This window comes from Rhizorhabdus antheiae (genome assembly GCF_049889055.1).
In the GTDB taxonomy this organism is placed as follows: Bacteria; Pseudomonadota; Alphaproteobacteria; order Sphingomonadales; family Sphingomonadaceae; genus Rhizorhabdus.
The window spans coordinates 11,213-37,069 of sequence record NZ_JBLTWO010000008.1 but is presented as its reverse complement, the minus strand read 5'-3'; the positions used below and the strand labels follow the sequence as shown (position 1 = coordinate 37,069).

The 25,857-nt window shown below is 66.4% G+C and carries 18 protein-coding genes and 1 pseudogene; 12 read left to right on the top strand and 7 right to left on the bottom strand.

From position 1 onward, the window contains the following. Positions 1 to 11: 11 nt before the first annotated feature. Positions 12 to 1,160 carry a calcium:cation antiporter gene (locus tag ACNI3R_RS15080; protein WP_426184772.1) on the top strand — a complete coding sequence of 383 codons (1,149 nt, stop codon included), beginning with the start codon at positions 12 to 14 and terminating at the stop codon, positions 1,158 to 1,160. Here the strand turns inward: ACNI3R_RS15080 and ACNI3R_RS15075 are convergent. Then, positions 1,141 to 1,908 carry a helix-turn-helix domain-containing protein gene (locus ACNI3R_RS15075; RefSeq protein WP_426184770.1) on the bottom strand — a complete coding sequence of 256 codons (768 nt, stop codon included), beginning with the start codon at positions 1,906 to 1,908 and terminating at the stop codon, positions 1,141 to 1,143. The genes ACNI3R_RS15080 and ACNI3R_RS15075 overlap by 20 nt on opposite strands. Positions 1,909 to 2,040: 132 nt before the next feature. On the opposite strand from ACNI3R_RS15075, the gene ACNI3R_RS15070 reads away from it, so the two are divergent. Together ACNI3R_RS15070 and ACNI3R_RS15065 are read left to right on the top strand one after the other, a co-directional pair. Continuing rightward, positions 2,041 to 3,786 (top strand): N-acyl-D-amino-acid deacylase family protein, encoded by a 1,746-nt coding sequence (locus ACNI3R_RS15070; RefSeq protein ID WP_426184768.1) that lies wholly within the window; start codon positions 2,041 to 2,043, stop codon positions 3,784 to 3,786. Between the two features lie 26 nt (positions 3,787 to 3,812). Further along, positions 3,813 to 4,679: a hypothetical protein gene (locus tag ACNI3R_RS15065; protein ID WP_426184766.1), complete on the top strand. Its 867-nt coding sequence runs from the start codon at positions 3,813 to 3,815 to the stop codon at positions 4,677 to 4,679. A gap of 45 nt (positions 4,680 to 4,724) precedes the next feature. Here ACNI3R_RS15065 and ACNI3R_RS15060 read toward each other — a convergent pair whose 3' ends face one another. Beyond that, complete coding sequence (locus tag ACNI3R_RS15060) at positions 4,725 to 5,819, bottom strand: ATP-binding protein (RefSeq protein WP_426184764.1); 1,095 nt, start codon at positions 5,817 to 5,819, stop codon at positions 4,725 to 4,727. Continuing rightward, positions 5,816 to 6,511, bottom strand: a complete 696-nt coding sequence (locus tag ACNI3R_RS15055) for a response regulator transcription factor (RefSeq protein ID WP_426184762.1) — start codon at positions 6,509 to 6,511, stop codon at positions 5,816 to 5,818. Before ACNI3R_RS15055 ends, ACNI3R_RS15060 begins: the two co-directional genes overlap by 4 nt. 149 nt (positions 6,512 to 6,660) lie before the next feature. On the opposite strand from ACNI3R_RS15055, the gene ACNI3R_RS15050 reads away from it, so the two are divergent. From ACNI3R_RS15050 to map, 5 genes are all read left to right on the top strand, one after another. Further along, complete coding sequence (locus ACNI3R_RS15050; RefSeq protein ID WP_426184760.1) at positions 6,661 to 7,800, top strand: efflux RND transporter periplasmic adaptor subunit; 1,140 nt, start codon at positions 6,661 to 6,663, stop codon at positions 7,798 to 7,800. Positions 7,801 to 7,811: 11 nt separating this feature from the next. Further along, on the top strand, positions 7,812 to 10,967 hold the full coding sequence (locus tag ACNI3R_RS15045; protein ID WP_426184758.1) for a multidrug efflux RND transporter permease subunit: 3,156 nt from the start codon (positions 7,812 to 7,814) through the stop codon (positions 10,965 to 10,967). After that, entirely contained in the window at positions 10,960 to 12,390 is a 1,431-nt protein-coding gene (locus ACNI3R_RS15040; RefSeq protein WP_426184756.1) for an efflux transporter outer membrane subunit, read from the top strand. Before ACNI3R_RS15045 ends, ACNI3R_RS15040 begins: the two co-directional genes overlap by 8 nt. A 75-nt stretch (positions 12,391 to 12,465) precedes the next feature. Beyond that, complete coding sequence (locus ACNI3R_RS15035) at positions 12,466 to 12,690, top strand: ParD-like family protein (RefSeq protein WP_426184754.1); 225 nt, start codon at positions 12,466 to 12,468, stop codon at positions 12,688 to 12,690. A gap of 1 nt (position 12,691) precedes the next feature. Next, entirely contained in the window at positions 12,692 to 13,471 is a 780-nt protein-coding gene (map, locus tag ACNI3R_RS15030; RefSeq protein ID WP_426184752.1) for a type I methionyl aminopeptidase, read from the top strand. 323 nt (positions 13,472 to 13,794) lie between these two features. Here the strand turns inward: map and ACNI3R_RS15025 are convergent, their stop codons facing one another. From ACNI3R_RS15025 to ACNI3R_RS15015, 3 genes are all read right to left on the bottom strand, one after another. Beyond that, entirely contained in the window at positions 13,795 to 14,688 is an 894-nt protein-coding gene (locus ACNI3R_RS15025; protein WP_426184750.1) for an IS3 family transposase, read from the bottom strand. Further along, complete coding sequence (locus ACNI3R_RS15020; protein WP_426184748.1) at positions 14,685 to 15,095, bottom strand: transposase; 411 nt, start codon at positions 15,093 to 15,095, stop codon at positions 14,685 to 14,687. The genes ACNI3R_RS15025 and ACNI3R_RS15020 overlap by 4 nt, the downstream gene beginning before the upstream one ends. Before the next feature lie 496 nt (positions 15,096 to 15,591). Further along, positions 15,592 to 16,335: a HEAT repeat domain-containing protein gene (locus tag ACNI3R_RS15015; protein WP_426184746.1), complete on the bottom strand. Its 744-nt coding sequence runs from the start codon at positions 16,333 to 16,335 to the stop codon at positions 15,592 to 15,594. A gap of 175 nt (positions 16,336 to 16,510) precedes the next feature. On the opposite strand from ACNI3R_RS15015, the gene ACNI3R_RS15010 reads away from it, so the two are divergent. Continuing rightward, on the top strand, positions 16,511 to 17,620 hold the full coding sequence (locus ACNI3R_RS15010) for a GSCFA domain-containing protein (RefSeq protein WP_426184744.1): 1,110 nt from the start codon (positions 16,511 to 16,513) through the stop codon (positions 17,618 to 17,620). Further along, positions 17,617 to 19,161: a hypothetical protein gene (locus ACNI3R_RS15005; RefSeq protein WP_426184742.1), complete on the top strand. Its 1,545-nt coding sequence runs from the start codon at positions 17,617 to 17,619 to the stop codon at positions 19,159 to 19,161. Before ACNI3R_RS15010 ends, ACNI3R_RS15005 begins: the two co-directional genes overlap by 4 nt. A gap of 20 nt (positions 19,162 to 19,181) precedes the next feature. Here ACNI3R_RS15005 and ACNI3R_RS15000 read toward each other — a convergent pair. After that, positions 19,182 to 19,313 (bottom strand): annotated as a pseudogene (locus tag ACNI3R_RS15000) (L-serine ammonia-lyase, iron-sulfur-dependent, subunit alpha); the annotation flags it as partial. A 179-nt stretch (positions 19,314 to 19,492) separates the two neighbouring features. Between ACNI3R_RS15000 and ACNI3R_RS14995 the strand changes: the two are divergent. After that, the gene (locus ACNI3R_RS14995) at positions 19,493 to 21,511 is read left to right on the top strand and encodes an autotransporter assembly complex protein TamA (protein WP_426184740.1); all 2,019 of its coding nucleotides are present in this window, start codon (positions 19,493 to 19,495) and stop codon (positions 21,509 to 21,511) included. Then, positions 21,511 to 25,716 (top strand): translocation/assembly module TamB domain-containing protein, encoded by a 4,206-nt coding sequence (locus ACNI3R_RS14990; RefSeq protein ID WP_426184738.1) that lies wholly within the window; start codon positions 21,511 to 21,513, stop codon positions 25,714 to 25,716. The genes ACNI3R_RS14995 and ACNI3R_RS14990 overlap by 1 nt, the downstream gene beginning before the upstream one ends. The last annotated feature ends 141 nt before the right edge of the window (positions 25,717 to 25,857 follow it).

The window sequence follows — 25,857 nt, the reverse complement described above, 5'->3', positions numbered from 1 at the left end:
CCGGAGGAAAGATGCCGCCCGAAACGAACGACCGCAAGGAGACCAGCATCCTGATGACCCAACCGTCCGAACGCCTGCTTGGCGGAGCCATGTTGCCCTATTGGTCGCTCGTCATCCCGATAGCCGGCCTGCTCGCCATCGGCCTCGGTCTGCCTGCGCTCGAATGGGGTGGCTCAGCCGCTGCAGCGACGATCATGATCGGCTGCGTCCTCGCCGCCGTCCACCAGGCCGAGGTCGTAGCGCACCGCGTGGGGGAGCCTTTCGGAACGCTTGTCCTGGCCATAGCCGTCACGGTGATCGAAGTGTCGCTTATCGTGTCGTTGATGATCTCGGGCGGCGGCGAGGTTGCGACGCTTGCACGAGATACGGTGTTCGCGGCGATCATGATCATCCTCAACGGCATCGTGGGCGTCTGTCTGCTGAGCGGCGGCGTGCGCCATCATGAGCAGCAATTCGTCCTCCAGGGCGTCAATGCGGCGCTCTGCGTGCTGTCGGCCATGGCGGTGCTGGTGCTGGTGCTGCCCAATTTCACGTCGAGCGTCCCCGGCCCGGTCTATTCGCCATCGCAGCTCGCCTTCACCGCGATCGTGTCGCTCATTCTCTATTGCACGTTTGTCCTGATCCAGACGGTGCGCCACCGCGACTATTTCCTGCCGGCGGGCGCCGAGCATCTTCCCGAAGAGGTTCACGCCGCGCCGCCTGGCAATGTGCAGGCATGGCTCGCCTTCGCGCTGCTCGTCGTGGCGCTCGTCGGCGTGGTGCTGCTGGCCAAGCAGCTGTCGCCGACACTCGAAGCCGCGGTACTCGGCGCCGGCCTTCCCCTCACGCTGGTCGGCATCATGATCGCTGCACTGGTGCTGGGGCCGGAGAGCCTCGCGGCGGTCAAGGCCGCCCGGCGCAATCGGCTGCAGACGAGCCTCAACCTGGCGCTGGGCTCGGCGCTCGCGACCATCGGGCTCACCATCCCGACCGTAGCGGTTCTGTCGATCGTTATGGACTGGAAGCTGTCACTCGGGATCGATGCGAAATCGATGACCCTTCTCGGACTGTCGCTGATCGTGTCGGCGCTGTCGCTCGGCACCGGCCGGACCACCATCCTTCCCGGCATGGTCCATATCGTGATCTTCCTGGCCTATCTGTTCACGACGATCGTGCCTTGACCCCCGCGACCCGGCTGAGATCTCGCAGCCGGGCGGTGTTCAGCGGCCGCATGACCGACAGCGCGGTGAACCAGCGCTGGCCGAGCAGCGCCTGTTCGCGATCTTCCTTGGCCAATGCCAGCACCTCGTGCCGGTGGCGCTCGATCATCTCGGCCAGCCGCGCCGCGCCGGCGCGCGAGAGCTTGACCAGTTCGGCCGAGAAGCTCGTATCGGGATCGGCGAAGTCCAGCTCCATGAACTGGGGCTTCATATAGGTCTCGAACATGCCCCGCAGCGGCGTCTTCATGAAGCTCGCGGCCGGATCGACCCGCGACCGCACGCGCAGGCCAGGGCGTCGGTCGATCAGCGCCAGCCGCTCGAGCCGAACCAGCTTGGCCTCGACCAGCGCGGGATCGATCTCGAAATCCTCGGCGATCTCCTGTGGCGGAATGTCGGCGAGGATCGCTGAGAAGAAGAAGGCGAGCAGAACGTCGGAGGCGAGCTCGCGCTCCTGCGCGAGGGTGAGTTCGCGCACCAGCTCGGTCTGGCCCTGCTCGGCTTCGCGCGCCAGTTCGGCGAAGGTCAGGCCGCACAGGGCGAGCAATGCCTCGAGCCGGGGCAGCGTGAGGCCGCGCCCGGCCTTCCACCGCTTGACCGTTGCCTCGCCCACGCCGAGTTCGGCAGCGATGCGCGGCGCGGTCCAGCCGCCGGCCCGCAGCCTTTTGCGCAAAACCGCCAGTAGCGCGTCGCTTGCATGTCCGGATCGCATTTCGATCCGATAGGTGTCGTATATCGATCCGATCTGCAAGCTATGCCTTGCAACGACTCTCGATTGGAGGCTCCCTGCTCAGTCTGACGAGAGGCCGAAGACGCCCCGTCCGGCGCAAGCGAGGAGAGGCTTATGACCGACATGCTGATCAGGAACGGGACCGTGGTCGACGGAACCGGCGGCCCGTCCTATCCGGCCGACGTCCGCGTCCGCAACGGGCTGATCGCCGAGATCGGTTCAGACCTGCAACCGCAGGGCGAACGCGTGTTCGACGCGACAGGGTGCAAGGTCACGCCGGGCTTCATCGAGGCGCACACCCATTATGACGGCAGCATGTGGTGGCAGCCCGATCTTGATCCCCTGCCCGGCTACGGCACGACGACGATGATCATGGGCAATTGCGGCTTCAGCGCCGCCCCGCTCCATCCCGACAAGGCGATTCAGCGCGAAATGATCGGGATCTTCTCCTTCTTCGAGGACATTCCCGAGCAGCTGTTCCTCAAGCATATGCCGTGGGACTGGCTGAAATGGTCGGAATATAAGGCCGCGATGGAGCGGCAGGTCCGCGTTCCGATCAACTATGCCACCTATGTCGGCCATATCGCGCTGCGGCTCGCCGTGATGGGCATGGACGCGTGGACCCGAAAGGCCACCCCGCAAGAAATTGCCGCCATGGCGGACCTGCTCGACGACGCTCTCGCGGCCGGGGCGCTCGGCCTTTCGTGCAACCTGATGGACCATGACGGTTCGGACCGTCCGGTGCCGACCCTGTCGGCCTGCGACGACGAACTGACCGCGCTGTTCGACGTGATCGAACGCTATCCCGCCGCGACCTATCAGGTCATCGTCGACGTCTTCATGCGGATGACCGGCCCGCAGAGCATGGATCGGCTCGAACGGCTGCTGAAAGGCCGCTCGATCCGGTTGCAGGTCGCAGGCGGACTGCCTCTGCTCGAATTCCAGAAAAAGATCCGCGAGCCGATGGAGGCCCGGATGCTGGCGATGCAGGAAGCGGGAATCGACGTCTGGCCGACGGCCGCGCACGTCCCGATCACCAGCGTGATCGGCCTGATCAAGTCGCTGCTGTTCGCCCAGTCGAACGACTATGTCTGGCATGAGGTCGTCCTTGCCGAGACGCATGAGGAGAAGGCCCGGCTGCTCGCCGATCCGGACTGGCGCGCCCGCGCCCGCGACAGCTGGGACAACAAGATCTGGAAACAGTCGGCGCTGGCCAATCCGCAGAACCTGCTGCTGATCGACAGCGAGAACGGGACCGGACCGATCAATATCAGCCTCCAGGCCTATGCCGACGGACGCGGTCTTCACGCTTCCGACGCGCTGGCCGACTGGATGCTCGCCAACGGCACGCGTTCGACCATCCACATGGCGCCCTGGCCCAAGGATGAGGACCGGCTGATCGAGCTGCTCCACGACCCGCGTTCGGTCGGAAATATTTCGGATGCCGGTGCGCATCTCCAGATGCTGTGCGGCGGGGGCGAGAACGCCCTGCTGCTCACCCATTATGCGCGCGACGCCAAGCTGATCTCGCTCGAACAGGCGGTCCACGTCCTGACGGGCAAGCTCGCCGGCTATTTCAACCTGCACGACCGCGGCACGATCGAGGTGGGCAAGCGCGCCGATATCGTGGTTTTCGACCTCGACGAGATCCAGCGGCGGCAGATGGAGAAGGTCTATGACCTCGACGACGGCAAGGGCGGCCTGACCTGGCGCTTCAGCCGGAAGGCGATGCCCACCCGCCTGACGCTGGTCAATGGCGTACCGACCTTCGAGGGCGGCGCCTATACCGGCGCGGTGCCGGGCGAATTCGTGGCGCCGAGGGTCGAGGCGCGCGATTTGGTGGCCGAACCGGCCGAGTAAATGCAGACGAATTGGGGAGAGAGACCATGGAAGCGAAGATAAGCTCGGACGAGATGGCCTATTTCAATCAGGGCAATGTGACGCTGACCACCGCCAGTTCGGTGCTGATCAGTTCGTCGCCCTATCTGAACCACCCCATCCTGCCGCAGATGGTGGCGCAGGAGATGCTGCGCCGGAATGGCCCCGACGTTTCGCCGACCGCCTATATCCCCGAAGTCGCGCAGATCTTTCACCAGCTGGAGAATGTCGGGCGGATCGTCGAGCTGTTCGAGATGGAGAAGGCACGGCTGCCGAAGTTCCGCGAATGGCTGGAGAAGCGCAGCCTCGCCAATTTCCGCCTCGCCGACGTGGCGCATTGCGCGCCGGGCACGCTGGGCGCGGCCATCCACCATTTCATGGCGACGAGCGGCTATGAGCTGGAATTCATGTTCAAGGAGATCCCGGTCGTCAACGACTATACCTTCTATCTCCGCCAGACCGCCGTCACCCATGACATCGAGCATATCGTGACCGGTTTCGGCCCCAATCATGGCGGCGAGATCGCGCTGATCGAGGCCAATCTCCAGTCAAAGTCGCGCTATTTCTGCGCCGAACTGGCGGCCTTCTTCAACCGCTTCCCGATCTATCTGAAGGCGAAGACGATGCTGAAGGACGTGCTCTTCTACCCGGATGCGCATGTCCTGGTGCAGGAGGCGCAGGTCCAGGGCCAGCGCCAGGGGCTCAACTGGAAATATCCGCTGATGCTGGCCGACTGGCGCGCGATGATCGACATGCCGCTGACCGAGGTGCAGGCCGAACTGGGCATCACCCCCGTTCCGGAGCCGGGCCTGTGGCAGGACACCACCGATCTCGCGATCGACCCGCGCCAGGATCTGGCGCAGGCCGCCGAATAGCCCTCTCGCCGGGGAACGGAGCGGGACCCCGTTCCCCGGATTTTTTCAGAGCTGCTTCTCGCGCCTTTTGGTGCTGCCGCTGCTGCGCTGAAGGATCATGCTGAAACAGGCGCCTCCGCCCACCGTCGCATAGCTGGCCGTGCCGCCATGGACCTGCGCGATGGCAAGGACCACGGCGAGGCCGAGGCCGCTGCCCTTGGTCGGCCGGTCGACCTCCATATAGCGCCGAAACGGCTCGAACGCATAAGGAACGAAATCGTCGGGCAGGCCCGGCCCGTCGTCGATCACGTCGATCCGCGCGAGGGTGCGGTCGAGCGTCAGGCGGACCCGCACCGTGCAGGGCCGGGCATGGCGCTGCGCATTTTCCATCAGCGCCATCAGCGCCTGCCGGACTCGCGCGGCATCGACGTCGCACTGCCCCTCGTCCAGTTGCGTCTCGACGCGGAAGCCGACCGCTTCCATCCCCGGCAGCATCAGCCGGACGACACCGCGTATTTCCTCCGCCAGATCGGTCGGCAGCAGCCGCGCGTCGAGACGGCCGCCGTCGAACAGGCTCACCGTCCGCAGATCCTCGATCAGGCGGGTCAGCGCCTCGACCTGCGCGACCAGCGAGCGGAGCAGCGGCGGATTGGGATGGAAGACCCCGTCCGCCAGCCCCTGCAACCGCCCGCTCAATATCGTCACGGGTGTGCGCAGTTCGTGCGCGATCGCGGCGTTCCAGCGGGTGACTGCCTGCGACGCCGCATCGAGGCGCTCGGCGAGCAGGTTGAAGTCGTCGACCAGCATCGCCGCCTCGAGCAGCGAGCGGTCGCCCGCTTCGGCCCGCGCGACAAGATCACCGTCGGCGATGCGCCGGGCCGCACGCGCGACCGAGACGAGCGGGGCAACGATTCGGCGCGCCAGCCGCCGCGCGACGATCACCGTGATAATGCCGGCCGCTGTGCAGAGGCCTAAAATCACGGCCCATTCGAGCCGGGTGGGAAACCATTGGGTCGCTGTGGACAGAAGTTCTGGCGCCGTGCGGACGAGGATACCATAGAAGACGTAGAGGCCGACGATGGTCAGCACGACCGACGCAATGGTCGCCACCACCATCGACAGGACGATCTGTCCGCCGAGGCCAGTGAAGCGGAGCTTCACGCGAGGTCCGCCAGCCGGAAGCCGACGCCCCGCACATTGTTGACGAAACCCGGAGCCCCCGCATCTTCCAGCTTGCGCCGGAGCTTGCTGAGATGGGTGTCGACGGTGCGCTCGAGCGCTTCGCCACCCGGCAAGCAGGCATCGACCAGTTCGCCCCGCGAAAAGGCCCGCTTCGGGGCTCGCGCCATGTGCGACAATATGCGGAACTCGGTCAGCGTCAGGGGAAGAATGACGCCGTCATCGGAGCCGTCCGGGGTGACCGACGCAATATGGCTTTCCAGATCGACGGTGATGGCGCCGACCCGCAACAGGCTGCCGGCCGAACCGGCCGAACGGCGGAGAACCGCACGCGCACGCGCCGCCACTTCTACCGCGTTGAACGGCTTCACGACATAATCGTCGGCACCGATGCGTAGCGCCTGAAGCTTGTCGATGTCCTGATCGAGCGCGGTCAGCATGATCACTGGGGTGGTACCGCGCCGGCGCAATTCGGCAAGCACCTCCCATCCATCCATACGCGGCATCTGGACGTCGAGCATGACAAGATCAGGCTTGAGCGCCATATGGATATCGAGCGCCGTCCGCCCATCTCCGGCGCGCACCGTGCGAAAGCCTTCCCGTTCGAGATAGGCCGAAATGACCTCGGCGATTTCAGGCTCGTCCTCGGCCACCAGGATCAGCGCATTGTTCACGGTCTTACTCTCTCCCCTGCCGCCGTCCTACCCGAAAGGACAGGGGAACCGCCATGGCGCTCCACAGTTTCTCCACACTTCGCCCACACGGCATCGACGAAGCCGATGCATTGGCCGCTGTCATAACTGGATCACTGTGGATTTTATCGATGCACCACCTCTTCGGACGTCAACGCTCGCTCTTGGCTCTCGGCACCGCTTCGCTGCTCGTGCTGACCGCCTGCGGAGCCCAGCAGCCGCCTCCGCCGCCGACGCCTGAAGTCTCGGTCATCACGGTCGCGCCGGCGGCGGTGCAGATCGCCGACGAGCTGCCCGGCCGGGTCGTAGCCTATCGCGTCGCCGAAATCCGCCCGCAGGTGAGCGGGATCATCCAGCGGCGTCTGTTCGAGCAGGGCAGCGAGGTCCGCGAGGGCCAGCCGCTGTTCCAGATCAACCCGGCCCCCTTCCGCGCCGATGCCGGCAGCGCCGCCGCCGCCGTAAAGCGTGCGGAAGCGACCCTCGCCCGGGCGCGGACGCAGGAACAGCGCCTGGCAACGCTCGCCCGCAGCGATGCCATCAGCGGCCAGGACTATGACGACGCGGTGGCAGCCCGCGCTCAGGCGGCCGCCGACCTCGCCCAGACCCGCGCCGAACTCGACCGGCGGCGCGTGGATCTCGGCTTCGCCACGATCCGTTCGCCGATCAGCGGCCGCATCGACCAGGCGGTGCTGACCGAAGGCGGCCTCGCGAGCACCAGCGACACCAATCCGCTCGCCACCGTCCAGCAGATCGACCGCGTCTATGTCGACGTGCGCCAGCCGGCGACGCGCCTAGAAGCGCTGCGCGCGGCTGCCCGCAAGGGCGCGGCCAATCAGGGCGCGCCGGTCGACATCGTCATCGGCGAAGGCCGCGTCCATGGCGTGAAGGGACGGCTGCTCTTTTCCGGCATCAGCGTCGATCCCGGCACCGGCGAGGTGATCGCCCGCGTCGAGGTGCCCAATGCCGACCGCACCCTGCTGCCCGGCATGTTCGTCCGCGCGCGGCTGCCGCGCCTCGCCCAGTCCGACGCGATCATGGTCCCGCTCCAGGCGATCGCGCATATGGGCGACCAGACGTCGGTCAACATCGTCGACGCCAAGGGCAAGGTTCAGACCCGCAATGTCGTGCTCGGCGACGAGAAGGACGGCAAGGTCATCGTCGAAAGCGGGCTGAAACCCGGCGACGTCGTGATGGTCGAGGGACAGGACCGCGTCCAGCCGGGCGCGACGGTGAAACCGATGCCGTGGCGCAACGCCGCTCCGGCCCGCTGAGGTAGAGCCCCATGTCCCGCTTCTTCATCGACCGCCCGGTCTTCGCCTGGGTGCTTGCGATCGGCATCATCCTGATGGGCCTGATCGCCGTCCCGAACCTGCCGATCGAGCGCTATCCCTCGATCGCTCCGCCCAGCATCAGCATCTACGCTTCCTATCCGGGCGCCACCCCGAAGACGATGAACGACAGCGTCGTCGGGCTGATCGAGCGCGAACTGTCGAGCGTCAAGAACCTGCTCTATTTCGAAAGCTCGACCGACACCTCGGGCGCCGCGCAGATCACCGCGACTTTCCAGCCGGGGACCAACCCCGAACTGGCCCAGGTCGACGTGCAGAACCGCCTGAAGACGGCCGAGCCGCGCCTGCCGCAGATCGTCCGCCAGACCGGCGTCACGGTGGAGGCGGCCTCGTCGGGCTTCCTGATGATGGTCAGCATCCAGTCGAACAATCCCAATGCGGATGCCGGCATGCTGGGCGACTATGCCGCGCGCAACGTATCCGAGGAGCTCAAGCGCATCCCCGGCGTCGGTCGCGTCCAGCTGTTCAGTTCCGAACGCGGCATGCGCGTGTGGGTCGATCCGGCCAAGCTGCTCAGCTACAAGCTGACCATGGGCGACGTGACCGATGCGATCGCCAGCCAGAACGTCCAGATCGCCCCCGGTTCGGTCGGTGCCGAGCCCACGGTCGGCGAGCAGCGCGTGACCATCCCGCTGACGGTCGACGGCCAGCTGCAGACGCCGGAAGAGTTCAGCCAGATCGTGCTGCGCGCGAACAGCGACGGTTCGACCGTCCTGCTTGGCGACGTCGCGCGGATCGAACTGGCGGCGGCAACCTTCGCCAGCAGCAGTCGGGTCAACGGCAAGCCCAATGCGATCCTCGCCGTCCAGCTATCGCCGGGCGCCAACGCCGTGCGCACATCGTCGGCCGTCAAGGAACGGATGGACGAGCTGTCCAAGTCGATGCCGCCGGGCGTGTCGTACAAGATCCCGTTCGACACCGCGCCCTTCGTCTCGATCTCGATCGAGAAGGTGGTCGAGACCCTCGCCGAGGCGATGATCCTCGTCTTCCTGGTGATGTTCCTGTTCCTGCAGAAGGTCCGCTACACGCTGATCCCGGCGATCGTCGCCCCGATCGCGCTGCTCGGCACCTTCGCGGTGATGTCGATCACCGGCTTCTCGATCAACGTGCTCACCATGTTCGGCATGGTGCTGGCGATCGGCATCATCGTCGACGACGCCATCGTCGTCGTCGAGAATGTCGAACGGTTGATGACCGAAGAGGGCCTGTCGCCGCGCGACGCAACCCGCAAGGCGATGTGGGAGATCAGCGGCGCGATCGTCGGCATCACGCTGGTGCTCACCGCCGTGTTCATCCCGATGGCGCTGTCGAGCGGATCGGTCGGCGCGATCTATCGCCAGTTCACCGTCGCTATGGCGGTGTCGATCCTCTTTTCCGCCTTCCTTGCGCTGACATTGACGCCCGCGCTCTGCGCCACGCTGCTGAAGCCGGTGACGGGCCATGAGGAGAAGAAGGGCTTTCTCGGCTGGTTCGACCGCAAATTCGCGGCGATGACCAAGGGCTATGAGAATTGGGTCACCCGCCTGCTCAAGCGGTCGGGCCGGATGATGGCGGCCTTCGCCGTGATCGTCGCGCTGCTGGCGCTCGGCTTCTACAAGCTCCCCTCCTCCTTCCTGCCCGAAGAGGATCAGGGCTTCTTCATCTCCGCCTTCCAGATGCCGGCGGACTCGACCACGCTGCGGACATCCGAAGCAACCGCCGTTCTGGAGAAGCATAACCAGAGCCGCGAGGCGGTGCGCGACACGGTGGTCGTCCAGGGCTTCGGCTTCTCGGGCTCGGGCTCGAACGCGGCGCTCGTGTTCACCGTCCTGAAGGACTGGGGCGACCGCAGCGGGGTTTCGGCCGCCGACGAGGTGGGCGCCGCCAACCAGGCGACCTCGCAGATCCGCGAAGGCATGGTGATGAGCCTGCTGCCCCCGTCGATCGACGGGCTCGGCAACTCCTCGGGCTTCTCACTGCGCCTTCAGGACCGCGCCAATCGCGGGCAGGAAGCGCTGATGGCCGCCCAGGGCCAGCTGCTCGGCCTCGCCGCGCAAAGCAAGGTCGTCGCCGGCGTCTATCCGGAAGGCCTGCCGCCCGGCAGCAGCGTCAAGCTGCAGATCGACCGGCAGAAGGCGCGCATCATGGGCGTCGCCTTCCCCGACATCGCCTCGACGCTGAGCACCGCCATGGGCTCCACCTATGTCAACGACTTCCCCAACAAGGGGCGTCTCCAGCAGGTGATCGTCCAGGCCGAGGCGAAGTCGCGGATGAGCATCGACGACGTGCTCAACCTCTATGTCCGCAACGCCGACGGCGAACCCGTGCGGCTGGGCGAGCTGGTGTCGACCAGGTGGGAGCTGATGCCGCTCCAGCTGGTGCGCTACAATGGCTATCCGGCAATCCGCATCGCCGGACAGGCTGCCCCCGGCCAGTCGACCGGTGCGGCCATGCGCGAGATGGAGCGGCTCGCCGCCCAGCTTCCGCCGGGCTTCGCGGTCGAATGGACCGGCCAGTCGCTGCAGGAAAAGCAGTCGGGCGATGAAGCGGTCCTGCTCCTGGGCCTCTCGATGCTGATCGTGTTCCTCGTGCTCGCGGCGCTGTACGAAAGCTGGGCGATCCCGCTGTCGGTCATGCTCGTCGTGCCGCTCGGCCTGATCGGCGCGCTGGCGGCGGTGTTCATCGCGGGGATGCCCAACGACGTCTTCTTCAAGGTGGGCATGATCACGATCATCGGCCTGTCCGCGAAGAATGCGATCCTGATCGTCGAGTTCGCCAAGGCGGCGCGCGACGAGGGCATGTCGACGGTGGAGGCGACGATCCACGCCGCGCGCCTGCGCCTGCGCCCGATCGTGATGACCAGCCTCGCCTTCACCCTGGGCGTCATGCCGCTGATGCTCGCCACCGGCGCGAGCAAGGAGACGCAGCGCGCGATCGGCACCGGCGTGTTCGGCGGCATGATCAGCGCGACGCTGCTCGCCATCTTCTTCGTCCCCATCTTCTTCGTGGTGGTGATGAAGCTGGTCGAACGGCTGCGCGGTCGTGCCAAGACCAAGGACGAGAACAAGAGCGCCGGCGAAGATCCGGCGCTGGAGAATGGACATGCGTAAACTCGCCCTGATCGGGCTGCTGATGACCAGCGCCTGCTCGATGAACCCGCGCCTCGACGTGCCCCCGCCCCCGGTGCAGCAGAGCTTTCCGCAGGCGTCGCCCGAGGAGGCCGCCAGCGCGGCCGCGATCGACTGGCGGACGATGTTCCGCGACCCGCGCCTCCAGGCGCTGATCGAGCTGGCATTGGAGAATAACCGCGACCTGCGCGTGTCGACCCTCAATGTCGAGGCGGCGCGGGCGCAGTTCCGGGTCGCCCGCGCGGCGCAGTTGCCCCAGGTCGATGCCAATGGCTCCTATACGCGGCAGCGCATTCCGACCGCCGCAGCTGCCGCCGGCGTCGGAGGTGCGATCCCCGGCAATGGCAACGCGCCGAGCGGCTTCGAATTCCAGCAATATTCGGCCAATGCCGCGCTCACGAGCTTCGAGCTCGACCTGTTCGGCAAGCTCCGCTCGCAGAGTCAGGCCGCGTTCGAACGCTATCTGGCGACCGACGAAGGCCAGAAGGCGGCGCGCATCTCGCTGATCGGGTCGGTGGTCGACGCCTATCTGGCCGAGCGGCTGGCCGACGAGCAATCGCGCCTGATCGAGCGCACGCTGGTCGACTGGCGCGCCTCGCTCGACATCGCCCGGCGCCGGCACGAGGCGCGACAGGCGAGCGGACTCGACCTCGCCCAGGCCGAGGGGCAGGCGCAGCAGGCCGAGGCCGATCTGGCGGCGGCGCAGCGCAGCCTGTCGCAGGCGACCAACGCGCTGCAATTGCTGGTCGGCAGCCCGATCCCGGCGGACCTGCCCGCACCGATGGCGCTGATGGACCAGCCGATCATCACCCAGCTGCCCGCCGGGCTGCCGTCCGACCTCATCGCCAACCGGCCCGACATCCGCCAGGCCGAGCATGAGCTGGTCGCCGCCAATGCCGATGTCGGCGCGGCGCGCGCGGCCTTCTTCCCCAGCCTGTCGATCACCGGTCTCTTCGGCTTCACCAGCCTGTCCTTCGACCAGCTGTTCAAGGGCGACAACCGCACCTGGTCCTTCACCCCGCAGATCACCCAGCCGATCTTCCGGGGCGGCAGCCTGCGCGCGCAGCTCAACGTCGCCAAGATCCAGAAGCAGATCGCGGTCGCCAATTATGAAAAGGCGATCCAGTCGGCCTTCCGCGAAGTCGCCGACGGGCTGGCCGGCCGTGCCACCTTCGCGCGGCAGCAGGACGCCCAGCGCAAGGCGCGCGACGCGGCGGTCAAGCGCGCCGAACTGTCGGCGCTGCGCTACCGCGCGGGCGTGGACGGCCGGCTCGAACTGCTCGACGCCCAGCGGAGCCGCTATGCCGCCGAACAGACGCTGCTCGACCTGCGGCGGCAGGAATTGTCGAGCGCGGCCGGCCTCTATCGTGCGCTGGGCGGTGGTGCGGAGCCGAAACGCCCCTGACGCCCCGCTCTTCCCGCCATTGACGCCTGAATATACGAACCATATACGGTTCGTATATTCAGATGCGAGGCGGATATGGGCATCGTCAAGATCGACGACGAACTGCACGAAGAGATACGGCTGGCCAGCACGGTGATGTGCCGGTCGATCAACGCGCAGGCCGAATTCTGGATGAAGATCGGGCGGCTGGCCGAGGCCAATCCGACCCTGTCCTTCAACGACATCGTGCGGATGCAGATGAGCGCCGCCGCGCAGAAGCCACCGGCAGCGGCGGACATTGGCCGCGCCGAGGCCGCCTGACATGGTGAAGACCCCCGACGAACTCGCGCTGATGCGCATCTCCGGCCGGCTGCTCGCCTCGGTGTTCGAGATGCTCGACACGGTCGATCTGGCGGGCCTGTCGACCATGGCGGTCAACGACATGGTCGAGCGCTTCATCGTCGACGACCTCGCCGCCCGACCGGCGAGCAAGGGGCAATATGGCTTCGCCTATGTGCTCAACTGCTCGATCAACGAGGTGGTGTGCCACGGCGTGCCGAGCGCGACTGAGTTCGTGCGCGACGGCGACATCGTCAATTTCGACATCACGCTGGAAAAGAACGGCTTCATCGCCGATTCCAGCAAGACCTATCTGGTCGGCGACGTCCCCGCCGCTGCCCGCCGCCTCGCGAAGGTGGCGCAGGAAGCGATGTGGAAGGGCATCGCCCGCGTCCGCCCCGGCGCCCATCTCGGCGACATTGGTGCTGCGATCGAGGGCCATGCGCGCAAGAACGGCTATTCGGTCGTCCGCGAATATTGCGGCCACGGCATCGGCCGCGAGATGCACGAGGAACCCCAGATCCTGAACTTCGGCCGCCCCGGCAGCGGCCCCCAGATGCGCGAAGGCATGGTCTTCACGATCGAGCCGATGCTCAACCAGGGCAGCCGCACTGTGGCGACCCGCGACGACGGCTGGACCGTGGTGACGACCGACGGCAAGCTGTCGGCCCAGTTCGAACATACGGTCGCGGTGACCGCGACCGGCGTCGAGGTGCTGACGCTGCGCAAGGACGAGCGAGGGAGATTGGCGCAGGCGGCTTAGGGGCCGGACTCATAGATATCCGCTTTCGACCAGTTGCAGACTCGCCCAACGACAATAAAATTTTAGAAATGCGCTTACGGAGGAGATCAAGTGGACAAGCATCGAAAATCCCAATTAGTGGAACGAATGCTATTCGCTATGCTGCTGGCCGCGATGGGTGCTGCGGGATCTTTCTATGAGCGATTTCGGACTGAAGTCCCGGGTTGGCAACTGGTCGCTCTGATAATTGCGGGCATGTGCGCTTCTTACGGTGCCTATCGCCTCGCGCTCCAAAAGCTCACATCCTAGATATTGGACCGCACCCTTTGGGTGAGACGCGATAATTAGGGACAGCGTGTTGCTGCCAGATCCAAGGGCTGCTGCGCAGCAGCCCTTGGCGCCGTTTCTTCATACTCATCGGGCGATCGGTAGGCCAAGGCGGAATGGAGCCGCTGGCGGTTGTAGATCTGTTCGATGAACGAACCGATGCGGGCCGAGGCGTCGGCCAGGTCGCGGTACTCAGCGCCGATGACCTCTTCCTGCTTGAGCGTCTTCATGAAGCTCTCGGCCATAGCATTGTCGTAGGGGCATCCGGCTCGGCTCATGCTGGGCACTATGCCGGCAGCCTCCAGTCGGGCGATGTAATCGCCGCAGGCATATTGGACGCCGCGATCGGAATGGTGAACCAATGCTCCCGGCAGGACAGGGCGCCGTTCCAGCGCCATCGCCAGCGCATCGAGCGCAAGCTCGGCGCGGAGGTGGTCGGCCATCGCCCACCCGACCACCTTGCGGCTGAAGGCGTCGAGGATGACTGCCAGATAGACGAACGCCTCGGCCAAACGGACATAGGTGATGTCGGCCACCCACAGCTGGTCGACATCCATCGGCTCGATGCGGCGGGCCAGGTTCGGCCATATTCGCCAGCTGTGGCGCGCGTCGGTCGTCGCTGGTCGGAACAGAGGTTTCCTCAGGCACAGCAGATTATCCTCGCGCATCAGCCGCAACACCCGCTTGTGGTTGACCTGCCAGCCTTCGCGCCTCAGCAGCGCCGCGATCCGACGATAACCATAATGGCGATGCCCAAGGCACAGCCGCTGAACATGATCGCGCAGCGCCGTCTCTTCCTGCCGGGGAGAATGATCCTGCCAGCGCCGATAGAAGGCCGCACGGCTCACATCGGCCAACCGGCACAGCTGCTCCACCGACAGCGGCGATCCCGAGCCTTGCAGACCCGTCATCGCCTGGATCTCGGCGATGACACCGTCGCGCCAGCGCCGTCGCTCGGCTGGCGTGACGCCTCGATACGCTGCAAGGCACCCTTGAAAAAATCCAGCGCCACCTGCTGCTCGCCGACCTTGCGCTCCAGCTCGGCTATCTGTCGGCGCGCCTCGGCAAGATCACGCGCCCGCCCAGCAGGCCCCCGTGCCAGCGCCATCTCGGCATGCTCGACCCGGTTCGGCCGACCGGGACCATCCCGAAGCGCTTCCTCACCGCCGTCGCGAACCGCGTCCCGCCAGCGGTACAAGATCGTCCGCTTGATCCCCAACTCCCGAGCCAATGCCGTACCGCTCTCGCCAGCCAGCATCCGCCGGACCACCTCAAGCTTGAACGCCCGCCCAAATCTTCGTCGAACCACTTTGGACATATACCCCTCCCAAAAAGGGCTGTCCCTAATTTCTCTGTCTCAATCCAGGGGGGCAATCCAATAGCAGAGAAATCAGGGAAATTGGGGACAGTATATCTATTTCTGCTGTGCGTCGGCGACACCCTTCGAAACTCCACCACATTCACCGCCAGCTCTCTGCGTCAGTACATTCGCCTAAAATAGTAGGCCGTCTCCGATTTGCCCGGCAATATCGGCCGCGTCGGCAGCGTCGGCCCGGCCGGCGGCACGGCGGACAATCCGCACTGAGTTTGGGCAGAGGGCGTGGGGCACGCCGCTCTCTTGTAGACATCGCTCTGCCCCTCCCCTCCACCGTCCTGCGGACGGTCCCCCTCCCCGTTCCGGGGAGGAACTTGGGCGGCGTGGCGCGAAATATCCTCCCCGGAACGGGGAGGGGGACCATGCGGAGCATGGTGGAGGGGAAGGGAATTGCGGTGACGGAATTGCGGTGACGCTGCATTCATTCCGCCGCCATCCGTTACCGACGCTTATTCCATAGCTGTAACCGCTGCAGCCCGCCGAGAAGATCGGATGTGGTAACATCGTCGCGGTTATCGATACCGAGGAGCATGGCCGCTGCCCAGCGGATGGCGTCGTCGTCGGGTTCCTCATGAAGCATGGTCTTCAGATAACCCAGAGACCGGAGATCGCGCCGCCGGGCGAGGCCGATGATTGCTTCGTAGCGTACGTCCCCATCGTCATCGGCCAAGCGCGCGTTCAGGGCTTCACGAATTTCGTCGGTGTCGGCTTCACTCAACTGGCCGATGCCCAAGGTCGCCCAGTTGCGGACGTCCGGATCGACATCGCTCATGAGCTTCAGCAACGCGTGCTGCGAAGCGGACGTGTCGACCGTTCCCAAAGCCTGTGCGACGGCAAGGCGAATGCCACCGTCGGCATGATCCGCGAAGGGAAGGATGTGCGGCGTGGCCCGCTCCTCGTCGATGTGCTGGAGCGAGTATATCGCGGCGGACATAACCGGCAGAGCTTCGTCTTCAAGCAACGGCAGTACCGCTGCGAAGCCCTCATCCGGAAAGCTGCGATCCGGGATACCGAGTTGTCCGAGGATGTCCGCAGCACGAGCGCGGTGTTTCGGATCTGGGGAGCAGATCAGGAGCAACGCCCGATCGAGCACATCCCTCGATCCGCGATAATGCAAGGCCGCGATCGCGTCCCATGCCGCTTCGTCGTCTGACCGGCAGGCTGCCTCGAACAGCTCTGCCACAGAGCGAGGATCATCCGCAGGTCGGTTCATCGCGTAACCACGGATTTGGAGCTCCCCCTCAACATTTCACCGCCCGACCCCGATCAGTCCGCTTGGCCAGCAGGATGATGGCCGAGCCCGGCCCTTATGGTTAGCGGTTCATTAAAAAGTCGATGCTAGCACCGGGGCATTTCCAATGTCCCATGAAGGGCTCGACGTGGCCGAATCCGCGCCTTTTCCATATCTTGCCATCCCTCCTGAGGCGCGCTGGCGGAACAGCGTTTCCGGGCGACAGCCAGGCGACATCGATCCCCATTTCGACACGAAGCTCCAGATCGACGCGACCGACAGGATCGCGTCGGCGGGAAGCTGCTTCGCCCAGCGCCTGTCGGCCTCGCTGCAGTCGGAAGGCTATAATTATTTCGTCACCGAACAGGGGCCTCCATTGCTTTCGCCAAAGCGTAAGCAGGAGCTCGGCTACGGCATGTATTCCGCGCGCTACGGCAATATCTACAGCGCGCTGCAGCTGTTGCAGCTCTTTCGCCGCGCCTTCGGCCATTATGCGCCGGTCGAGCCGCTGTGGCGACTGCCCGGCGGGGACTATGTCGATCCGTTCAGGCCCTCCGTCCAGCCGGGCGGTTTCCGCAGCGAAGAGGAGTGCCTGTGGGACCGCGAGACGCATCTGGCAGCCGTCCGACGGATGTTCGAGGAGGTCGACATATTCGCCTTCACCCTCGGCCTTACCGAAATCTGGCACAGCTCTGTCGATGGCGCCGTTTTTCCGTCCTGCCCCGGATCGGTCCTCGGCGGTGACTTCGATCCCGAACGACATAGCTTTCACAATTGCCGGGTCGATGAGGTTGTCGGCCATCTCGACGCCTTCGTCACCGAACTGGCGGCGGTCAACCCGAAGGCGCGGATGATCCTGACCGTCTCGCCCGTGCCGCTGCTTGCCACGTTCGAGCCACGCCACGTGCTGCAGTCGACGATCTATTCCAAATCGGTGCTCCGCGTCGCTTGTGAGGAGATCGTGCAGCGCCATTCGCATGTGCACTATTTCGCATCCTATGAAATCGTGACGGCCAGCGGCGACAGCAAGCAGTATTTCCTCGACGATCACCGCTCGGTTTCGGATGCAGCGGTCGCGCATGTTCTGGAATCCTTCCACCGCCAGTTCATGGGGCAGGTGCCAAAGGCGGTGCGCGGCGCGATCGAACCGACGGATAATCCGCCGCCGAGCGCCAAGCCCATGTGTGACGAAGATCTCGTCATGGCGGCACTGGCCGACCAGATGGCGGGACGGTGAGCCGGATGGGTATCGAACTGCTGGGAGCCGCTTCTCCGATCCACATGATCGGGGAGAGCCATAGTATCGTTTTCGGCAATCTTCTTTTCCGGCCGGTCTGGTCCAAGGATCCCTATCTGTGCCGGACCCGCTTTCTGCCGACCTTGCTGGCGGCGGACTATGCGGTGGGCGACGACATCGACAATGGCTATATCGACGCGCTTATCGCCGAGGGTATCTTCGACGCATCACTGCGACCGGCCTTCATGCATTGCGAGCCATCGGCCGCCTATATCGCGGGCCAGCCGCTCATCGCGCCGCCGATGATATTGTTCGCCGGCGACCTCGACATCCACAAGATGTTTCTCGACTTCACCGACCGGTGCGATTTCATCCTGCCCGACGACCCCGGCTATGGCGTCGACAAATCGAAGACCATGCTCGCCCATGCCGAGGTGGTCGATCATGTCCTGGCCCTTCTCACACCGTTCCTGCAGACCGTCGAACAGCTGCAGGCGGCAGGCTTTGGCCGCCTGATGATCCACTGCCTGCCTCCGCGCACTGCGGACGATGAGCGCGCAGCACGGTGGACGCGGTTCGTCTTTTCCGCAGCGGTGAGGGCGAAGATCACGATCGTCGCCAATCGTCTTTTGGAGGAGTTCTGCTCCCACGCCGACATCGCATTCATCGACACATGGCCGGAATTGACCGAAGGGGGCTATCTCAAGCCTGAGTTCGATCTCGATGGTTGTCACGTCAACCGGGCAGCCGCACAGATCTCACTCGAAAAGATCGCGGACGTTCTCATCGACCGAACGGCGCATAACGCCAATATGAGCCGCTATAGCCAGGCCCATCTGCAGGCCGATCGGCGTCCGGTCAGCGACACGGCCGACGCTCATGCGGACCAATGGCAGCGCGACGGTGCCGTGAAGGGGCGGCTGGACGGTGAGGCGGTAGAAGCCATCCGCCAGCAGCTCATCTTCGACCTTTCCAACGAAAACAGGCATGCACGCCCCGACTGGGTGGGACAGCCTCGCGCCGGCAGGACGGACATCATGCTGGCCGAGCCATCGGAACGGCTTCTTGGCGACGCTGCAGGAACATTGTCTCAGGACGACGTCGGAGCGATCCTCCATGCCGGCTCGGATCGCGAACTCACGATAAGCTGCTTCAGGCCGGTCCGATATGGGCCGGCTGCGGAAGACATGGCGCCCCTCCCCTCGCCGGTCCGGACGCGTCGCGCGGTGATCTTTCTGACGAAGAGCGACCGGCTTTCCGTCGAAACCCTCGAAGGCACCACCATCGCAACCACCGCCTTCGAAGCGGGCAGCATCCTCGTTTACGATCCGCAACGGGTGCGACTGAGGCTGGAGCCCGGGTCGGACAGTGTCGACCTGGTGGAGGTCGCCCTGATGCCACGTCACCCCGAGCATCCCTTCCGCGTGATATGGGCTGGGCTATGCGACTGGCCGGCCGACCCCTTCCATTACTCGGTGTCGGGCATGCCAGCTTTCCCGCCGTTCCGTCACGAGATCGTGAGGGAGAGGTCAAAAGGCTAGACGGTTACCGACAGAAGAGCGGTCCGGCGCATCGTCTCGATCACTGCGTCGAGGCTGACGACGTGGTAGCCGTCGCCATGCATCGCCAGATAGGCGGCGGTGATCGCCTTGATCGCGCCCAACCTATTGCATTCGATGCAGGGCAGCTGGACCGGCCGCGCAGGAATAGCAGGTCACCCGTCGATCGGATGCGCCGGCCCGGCGCCACTATCATCCCGGCGTGGGAACCGAATTTCCGTTCATGCGTGTTGCAACCAGCAGGGGCCTCGTCGGTTATGGTCCGTGACGCTGCCGTATCGAAACCGGTCGGCAAGCCTTGGGGGGCCAGTTGTTGAAGCCGTTGTCTTTCGTCGCCGCTCTGCTGACCACCGCTGCGTCGACCCTTTCCTATGCGCAACCTGCACAGACGCCGCTCGACGATAGCGCGTTCGAGGCCGCGCTGCCTCCGCTCGAAGAGACGGCTGCTCCCGCCGCGACGGAAGAGAGTGCCCCGGCCACCCCCGCCGCCGAACCGGCCGCACTCGCCCCCGAGCCCGAACTCGAACAGCCCCTGCCGCCGCTGAGCGCGGCCCCGGTCGATCCGCCCGCCATTGCGGTCACCGACGAGAAGGCGCGGGAACTGCCCTATGATGTCCGCATCGAAGGGCTGAAGGAGGTCGGCCTCGAAGACGAGTTTCGCGATCTGTCGGCGCTGCTGTCCGACGGACGCAAGGCGGAGAATGCCGCCCAGGTCGGCGCGCGCGCCGAGGAGGATGTGCTGCTGGCCGAACGGCTGCTCCGCTCGCGCGGCTATTATGACGGGGTTGCCACCATATCGGTCGACACCCTGCCCAACGCGCGCAACCGCCTGACCGCCACGCTGACCGCGACGCCGGGAACGCGCTATATGTTCGGTCGCATCACGGTGACCGGCGCCGTCGAGGAGCCGATGAAGCTCGCGGTCGACGCGCTCGACCTGAAGAGCGGCGCCCCGATCGTCGCCGCCGAAGTCGAGGCCGCCGAGGCCAATGTCTCGCTGCGCCTGCCCGAAAATGGCTATCCCTTCGTCAAGGTCGGGCAGCGCGACATCCTGCTCGACGACCGCGACCACAGCGGCGATTACACGCTGCCGCTCGAATCCGGCCCCAAGGCGCGCTTCGGCGGGATCATGACCGCCGGCGATCCGGTGTTCGACGCAGGCCATATCGAGGTGATCCAGCGTTTCGACCGGGGCGACCTCTATGACAGCCGCCAGGTCGACGATCTGCGCCAGGCGCTGATCGCCACCAGCCTGCTCTCCACCGTCGCGATCGAACCGGTCCGCACCGGCACCGTCGCAGCGGACGGGACCGAGACGGTCGACCTGCTCGTCCGCCAGAGCGAAGGCCCCCGGCGGCAGCTGGCGGCGAGCGCGGGTTATGGCACCGGCGAAGGCGTCAAGCTGACCGGCTCCTGGACCCACCGCAATCTCTTCCCGCCCGAAGGCGCGCTGACCGTCGAGGGCGTCGCCGGCACGCAGCAGCAGAGCCTGTCGACCGCCTTCCGCCGATCGAATGCCGGGCAGCGCGACCGGGTCTTCGCGCTGGGGGCCAGCGTCGCGCGACAGGATTTCGAAGCCTATAATGCGCAGACCGTCAGCCTGACCGGTAGCCTGTCGCGCGCCAGCACCCCGATCTTCCAGAAGAAATGGACCTGGAGCATCGGCGGCGAACTGACCGCATCGCGCGAGACCCGCTTCAACCCGGCCGATGGCGAGCGCCCGCGCAGCACCTACTTCATCGTCGCCGCCCCCGGCCAGCTCGGCTATGACGGATCGGACAGCCTGCTCGATCCGACGCGCGGTTTCCGGATCACGGGCCGGCTGAGCCCCGAGGCGCAGAAGCGCAACAATGGCGGCTATGACGCCTATGCGCGGATGCTGCTCGAAGGCAGCGCATATTATCCGGTGATGGACTCGCTGGTGCTGGCCGGGCGCGCCCGCGTCGGATCGATCGTCGGCGCGACCCGCGACACCATCGCTCCGTCGCGGCGCTATTATGCCGGGGGCGGCGGATCGGTGCGCGGCTTCGGCTTCCAGCAGCTCGGCCCCAAGGACGCCAATGGCGATCCGGTCGGCGGCCGCAGCCTGACCGAGTTTGCGCTGGAGGCGCGCTACCGCTTCGGCGACTATGGCATCGTGCCCTTTTTCGACGCCGGCCGCGTCGGCCAGGGCTCCACGCCCTCGCTGTCGGGGATGCGCTACGGCGCCGGTATCGGCGGGCGCTATTACACCAATTTCGGGCCGATGCGGATCGACATCGCCACCCCGATCAACCGCCGCAAGGGCGAGTCCAAGATCGCGCTCTATATCTCGATCGGGCAGGCCTTCTGATGGCGGAGATCGACACCACCGCCCGCGCCGGTCGCCCCCTCTGGCAGCATATCGCACTATGGACGGCGGGGACGGTCGCCGGCCTGTTCCTGCTCCTCCTCCTCGGCATCGCCGGCCTCGACACGAGCGGAGGGCGCCGCCTGCTCGCGGACCGGCTGGCCGGCTTCGAGACCGCCTCGGGCCTGCGCCTGTCCGCCGACCGGATCGACGGGTCGATCTATGGCCGCATGATCCTGAAAGGCGTGCGCGTGCATGATGCGCGCGGGACCTTCCTCAGCGCCGACCGCATGGTCCTCGACTGGCGCCCCTTCGCCTATCTCACCTCGAGCAAGGTCGACATACGCGAACTGACCTCGCCCGAGGTCCGCTGGCTGCGGCTGCCCGAACTGAAGCCGGTGCCCAGCGATCCCGATGCACCGCTGCTGCCCGATATCGACGTGGCGCTCGGGCGGCTGGCGATCGACCGGCTGGTCATCGCCCCGGCGATCACCGGCAAGGCGCATGTCGTGCGCCTGTCCGGCAAGGTGGACATCGCCGATGGCCGCGCCGTCCTGGCCGCAGATGCCGCCGCTCTGACCGGCAAGGGCCTCGCGGGGGGCGACAGACTGCGCCTCCGGCTCGATGCCGTGCCCGCGGCCAACCGGCTGTTGATCGACGGCCGCATGGAGGCGCCGGCCGGCGGGCTGATCGACGGTTTCACCGGTCTCGGTAAGCCGCTGTCCGCGACCCTCGCCGGCAATGGCGACTGGAACGCGTGGAACGGCACGCTCAGCGCCCTCAGTGGAGCGGAACGGCTGGCCGACCTGACCGTCACCGCCCGATCCGGCCTGTTCGCAACCAGGGGCGCGCTGCGGCCGGGCACCGTCTTCACCGGGCCGATCGCAGGGCTGACCTCGCCCCAGCTGACGGTCGACGCCTCCGCGAAGCTTGCCGAGCGCAGCGCCACGCTCGATGCCAAGATCGCTTCGGACGCGCTCAAGGCGACAGCGACCGGCAAGGTCGATCTCGCCAACAACCGCTTCACCACGCTGCGCGTCAACGCCTCGCTGCTGCGGGCGCGCGCGATCGCGGAGAATCTGGCGGGCGACGACGTCTTCGCCGACGCCACCCTCGACGGGCCTTTCGCCACCCCGACCATCGCCTATGCGATCAGGGCGAAGCGGCTCGCCTTCGGCACGCTGGGGATCGACGGGCTGGTCGCCGAGGGCAAGGCGCAGGTCGATGCCGATCGGATCCGTATCCCGCTCCACGCCACCGCGCGCCGGGTGACCGGGCTGAACGCGGCGGTCGGCGGGCTGCTCGTCGACCTAAGGGCGGACGGCGACCTCGCCTGGTCGAACGGACGGCTGCTGTCCGACAATCTGCGCCTGCGGTCGAACACGCTCGACGCCACCGCGATCATCATCGCCGATCCCGCCAAGGGCATCTACACCGGCGCGCTCAAGGGCCGCGTCAACGACTATCAGGTCGACGGTCTTGGCCGGATCGCGCTGGTGACCGATGCCGCGCTGGTGCCGGGGCGCGCGGGCGGCTTCGGCATTCGTGGCGGCTTCCGCATGACAACGCGGCGCATCGACAACGAAACGCTGCGCGATGCGCTCGGCGGCCCGGCGATCGTCACCGGCCAGTTCGGCTTCGACGGCCGGATCGCCCGGCTGACCCGTTTCGCCGTGCGCTCGCCAGGCTTCCAGCTGGGCGGTGCGGTCGGCAGCTATGATATCGAAAATGGCCGGATCATGTTCCGCGCCTCGGGCCGCTCGCGCGACTATGGCCCGCTGGTGGTCGATGCCAGTGGCACGCTCGATCGCCCGCTGGTGCGCCTGCGCGCCGCCCGGCCCGGCCTCGGCGTGGATCTGCGCGATCTCGTCGCCGAACTGCGCGGCGTGCCGCAGGGCTATGCGGTCAAGGCGCGCGGTGCGACCGCCTATGGCCCGCTGACTGCCGATCTGTTGATCCGCCAGGGCCGTGGCCCGCTCGCGATCGACGTCAGAAACGCGACCTTCGCGGGCGTCGATTTCAAGGGCAATCTCATCCAGACACGCAGCGGACCGTTCGACGGCCGCCTGACGCTGGCGGGATCGGGGCTGTCGGGCGGGCTGCAGCTGTCCGCCGCCGGATCGGACCAGCGCGTCGTCGCCGATGTCACGGCGTCCGCCGCCCGCATCCCCGGCGACGTGCCGATCCTGATCGGTCAGGGCAGCCTGAAGGGCGAGGTCGTCCTCCGCCCCAAAAGCCCGACCGCCCAGGGCCGCTTCGCGCTCGCCGACGTTCGGCAGGGCGAGACGATGGTCAAGCGTGCGCAGGGCCGCATCGATTATCGCGACGGCTCCGGAACGGCCGCGCTGGTGGCCCAGGGCCGCAGCGGGGCGGACTTCGACGTCGCGGCGCAGGCCCGGTTCGCCCCGAACCGGATCGTCGCGAATGCGAAGGGCCGCGTCGCCAACGTCGCCTTCCGCTTCGCCGAGCCGGTGAGGATCGACCGGCAGGGGCAGGACTGGATCCTGTCGCCCGCGCGCCTGGTGGTGCCGCAGGGCGAGGTTCGCCTGGCGGGCCGCTATGGGCGCGAAAGCCGCCTGGAGGCGCGTCTCGCCAATTTCGACATCGGCATCGCACAGGCCTTCATGCCCGGCCTCGGCCTTGGTGGCCGCGCCAGCGGCACGCTCGATTATGGGAGCGCACCCGGCCAGGCGACGCCGACCGTCAAGGCACGGCTCGACATCGCACGCTTCACCCGGACCTCGGCCTATGTCGTGTCCGAGCCGGTCGATCTGGCGCTGCTGGCGAAGCTCGACGCCTCAGGTGGCGACATGCGTGGCATCGTCCGGCGCGGAGGTAGCATCGTCGGCCGGTTCGTCACGCGGCTCGCCCCGCTGGGTGCCGGCGCGACCTTGCAGGACCGGCTGATGCAGGCGCCCCTGTCGGGCGGCATTCGCTACAACGGTCCTGCCGACGTGCCCTGGACGCTGACCGGCATCGCGGGGCAGGAACTGAGCGGGCCGATCGCGATCGCCGCCGATTTCGGCGGGCGGCTCGACAATCCGACGCTCACCGGCATCGCCCGTGCGAAGACGCTGCGCTACGAGAATAGCAGCTACGGCACCGTCATCTCCAACATCGCACTCGACGGCCGCTTCACCCAGTCGGAGTTCCTGCTCAACACGCTCACCGGTCGTGCGGGCGACGGCACGGTGAGTGCTTCGGGCCGGGTCGGCCTCGCCGCGACCGAGGGTTTCCCGATCCAGCTGAAGGCCACGCTCGCCCGCACGCGCCTGGCCAAGAGCGATGCGCTGGGCGCGGTCGCCTCCGGCACTCTCGAAATCACCAATGGACCCGGCGGCGGGCTGATCAAGGGCGACCTGCGCATCCCCGAGGCGCGCTACCGCATCATCCGGCAGGGCGCCGCCGAGGTCGCGGAGCTGACCGGCGTGCGCCGTCGTGGCGACGAACCGCTCAAGCCGGGCGGAAGCGACGCTGGCCCCGCGCCGAGCAACTGGAAGCTCGACATCCACATCCGCGCCGACAACCAGATCTTCGTCAGCGGCATGGGTCTGGAAGCCGAATGGGCGACCGACATGCGTGTGACGGGGACGGCGGGCGATCCCCGCGTGGTCGGCCGCCTGTCGGTGGTGCGCGGCACCTATTCCTTCGCGGGGCGGCGCTTCGACCTCGATGAGCAGGGCGAAGTCCGCTTCGATGGCGGCCAGCTCACCAATCCGGAACTCGATCTGTCGGCCGATACGTCGGTCGAGGGCGTCACCGCCCGGATCGTCATCGGCGGGCGGGCGATGGCGCCACAGGTCAGCTTCACCTCCACCCCCACTTTGCCGCAGGACGAGGTGCTCTCGCGTCTGCTGTTCGGCGAGAGCGTCACCTCTCTGTCCCCGACCCAGGCGATCCAGCTGGCGGCGGCGCTCAACTCGCTGCGGGGATCGGGCGGCGGGCTCAATCCGCTGGGCAAGCTGCGCTCGGCCTCGGGCATCGATAGGTTGCGCGTGCTGGGTGCGGACAAGACCGCCGGGCGGGGCACAGCGCTCGCGGCCGGGCAATATATCTCCAACGATATCTATGTGGAGGTGATCACCGATGCGCGCGGCTTCACCGCGACCCAGCTGGAGATCTCGCTGTCGAAGACGCTCAGCCTGCTCAGCCAGACCAGCTCCTTCGGTGGGTCGAACGCCAGCATCCGCTACTCGAAGGATTATTGAGGCTGGAGCGGAGCATCGATCCTCCCCGTCATCCCACCGCGCATCTTCGGCGACATCCGTGCGGGGCGGACGCGCATCGCCATCAATTCATCCAAGGTCGGGTGCAATTTCGGCGGCGTCCCGTGGCGCGGGCCATGCTCT

What these genes read in the sequence shown, in the direction of transcription:
- ACNI3R_RS15080 (WP_426184772.1), top strand. Translation starts at nt 12, where the DNA reads ATGCCGCCCGAAACGAACGACCGCAAGGAGACCAGCATCCTGATGACC.
- ACNI3R_RS15075 (WP_426184770.1), bottom strand. Translation starts at nt 1,908, where the DNA reads ATGCGATCCGGACATGCAAGCGACGCGCTACTGGCGGTTTTGCGCAAA.
- ACNI3R_RS15070 (WP_426184768.1), top strand. Translation starts at nt 2,041, where the DNA reads ATGACCGACATGCTGATCAGGAACGGGACCGTGGTCGACGGAACCGGC.
- ACNI3R_RS15065 (WP_426184766.1), top strand. Translation starts at nt 3,813, where the DNA reads ATGGAAGCGAAGATAAGCTCGGACGAGATGGCCTATTTCAATCAGGGC.
- ACNI3R_RS15050 (WP_426184760.1), top strand. Translation starts at nt 6,661, where the DNA reads ATGCACCACCTCTTCGGACGTCAACGCTCGCTCTTGGCTCTCGGCACC.
- ACNI3R_RS15045 (WP_426184758.1), top strand. Translation starts at nt 7,812, where the DNA reads ATGTCCCGCTTCTTCATCGACCGCCCGGTCTTCGCCTGGGTGCTTGCG.
- ACNI3R_RS15040 (WP_426184756.1), top strand. Translation starts at nt 10,960, where the DNA reads ATGCGTAAACTCGCCCTGATCGGGCTGCTGATGACCAGCGCCTGCTCG.
- ACNI3R_RS15035 (WP_426184754.1), top strand. Translation starts at nt 12,466, where the DNA reads ATGGGCATCGTCAAGATCGACGACGAACTGCACGAAGAGATACGGCTG.
- map (WP_426184752.1), top strand. Translation starts at nt 12,692, where the DNA reads ATGGTGAAGACCCCCGACGAACTCGCGCTGATGCGCATCTCCGGCCGG.
- ACNI3R_RS15025 (WP_426184750.1), bottom strand. Translation starts at nt 14,688, where the DNA reads ATGACGGGTCTGCAAGGCTCGGGATCGCCGCTGTCGGTGGAGCAGCTG.
- ACNI3R_RS15020 (WP_426184748.1), bottom strand. Translation starts at nt 15,095, where the DNA reads ATGTCCAAAGTGGTTCGACGAAGATTTGGGCGGGCGTTCAAGCTTGAG.
- ACNI3R_RS15010 (WP_426184744.1), top strand. Translation starts at nt 16,511, where the DNA reads ATGTCCCATGAAGGGCTCGACGTGGCCGAATCCGCGCCTTTTCCATAT.
- ACNI3R_RS14990 (WP_426184738.1), top strand. Translation starts at nt 21,511, where the DNA reads ATGGCGGAGATCGACACCACCGCCCGCGCCGGTCGCCCCCTCTGGCAG.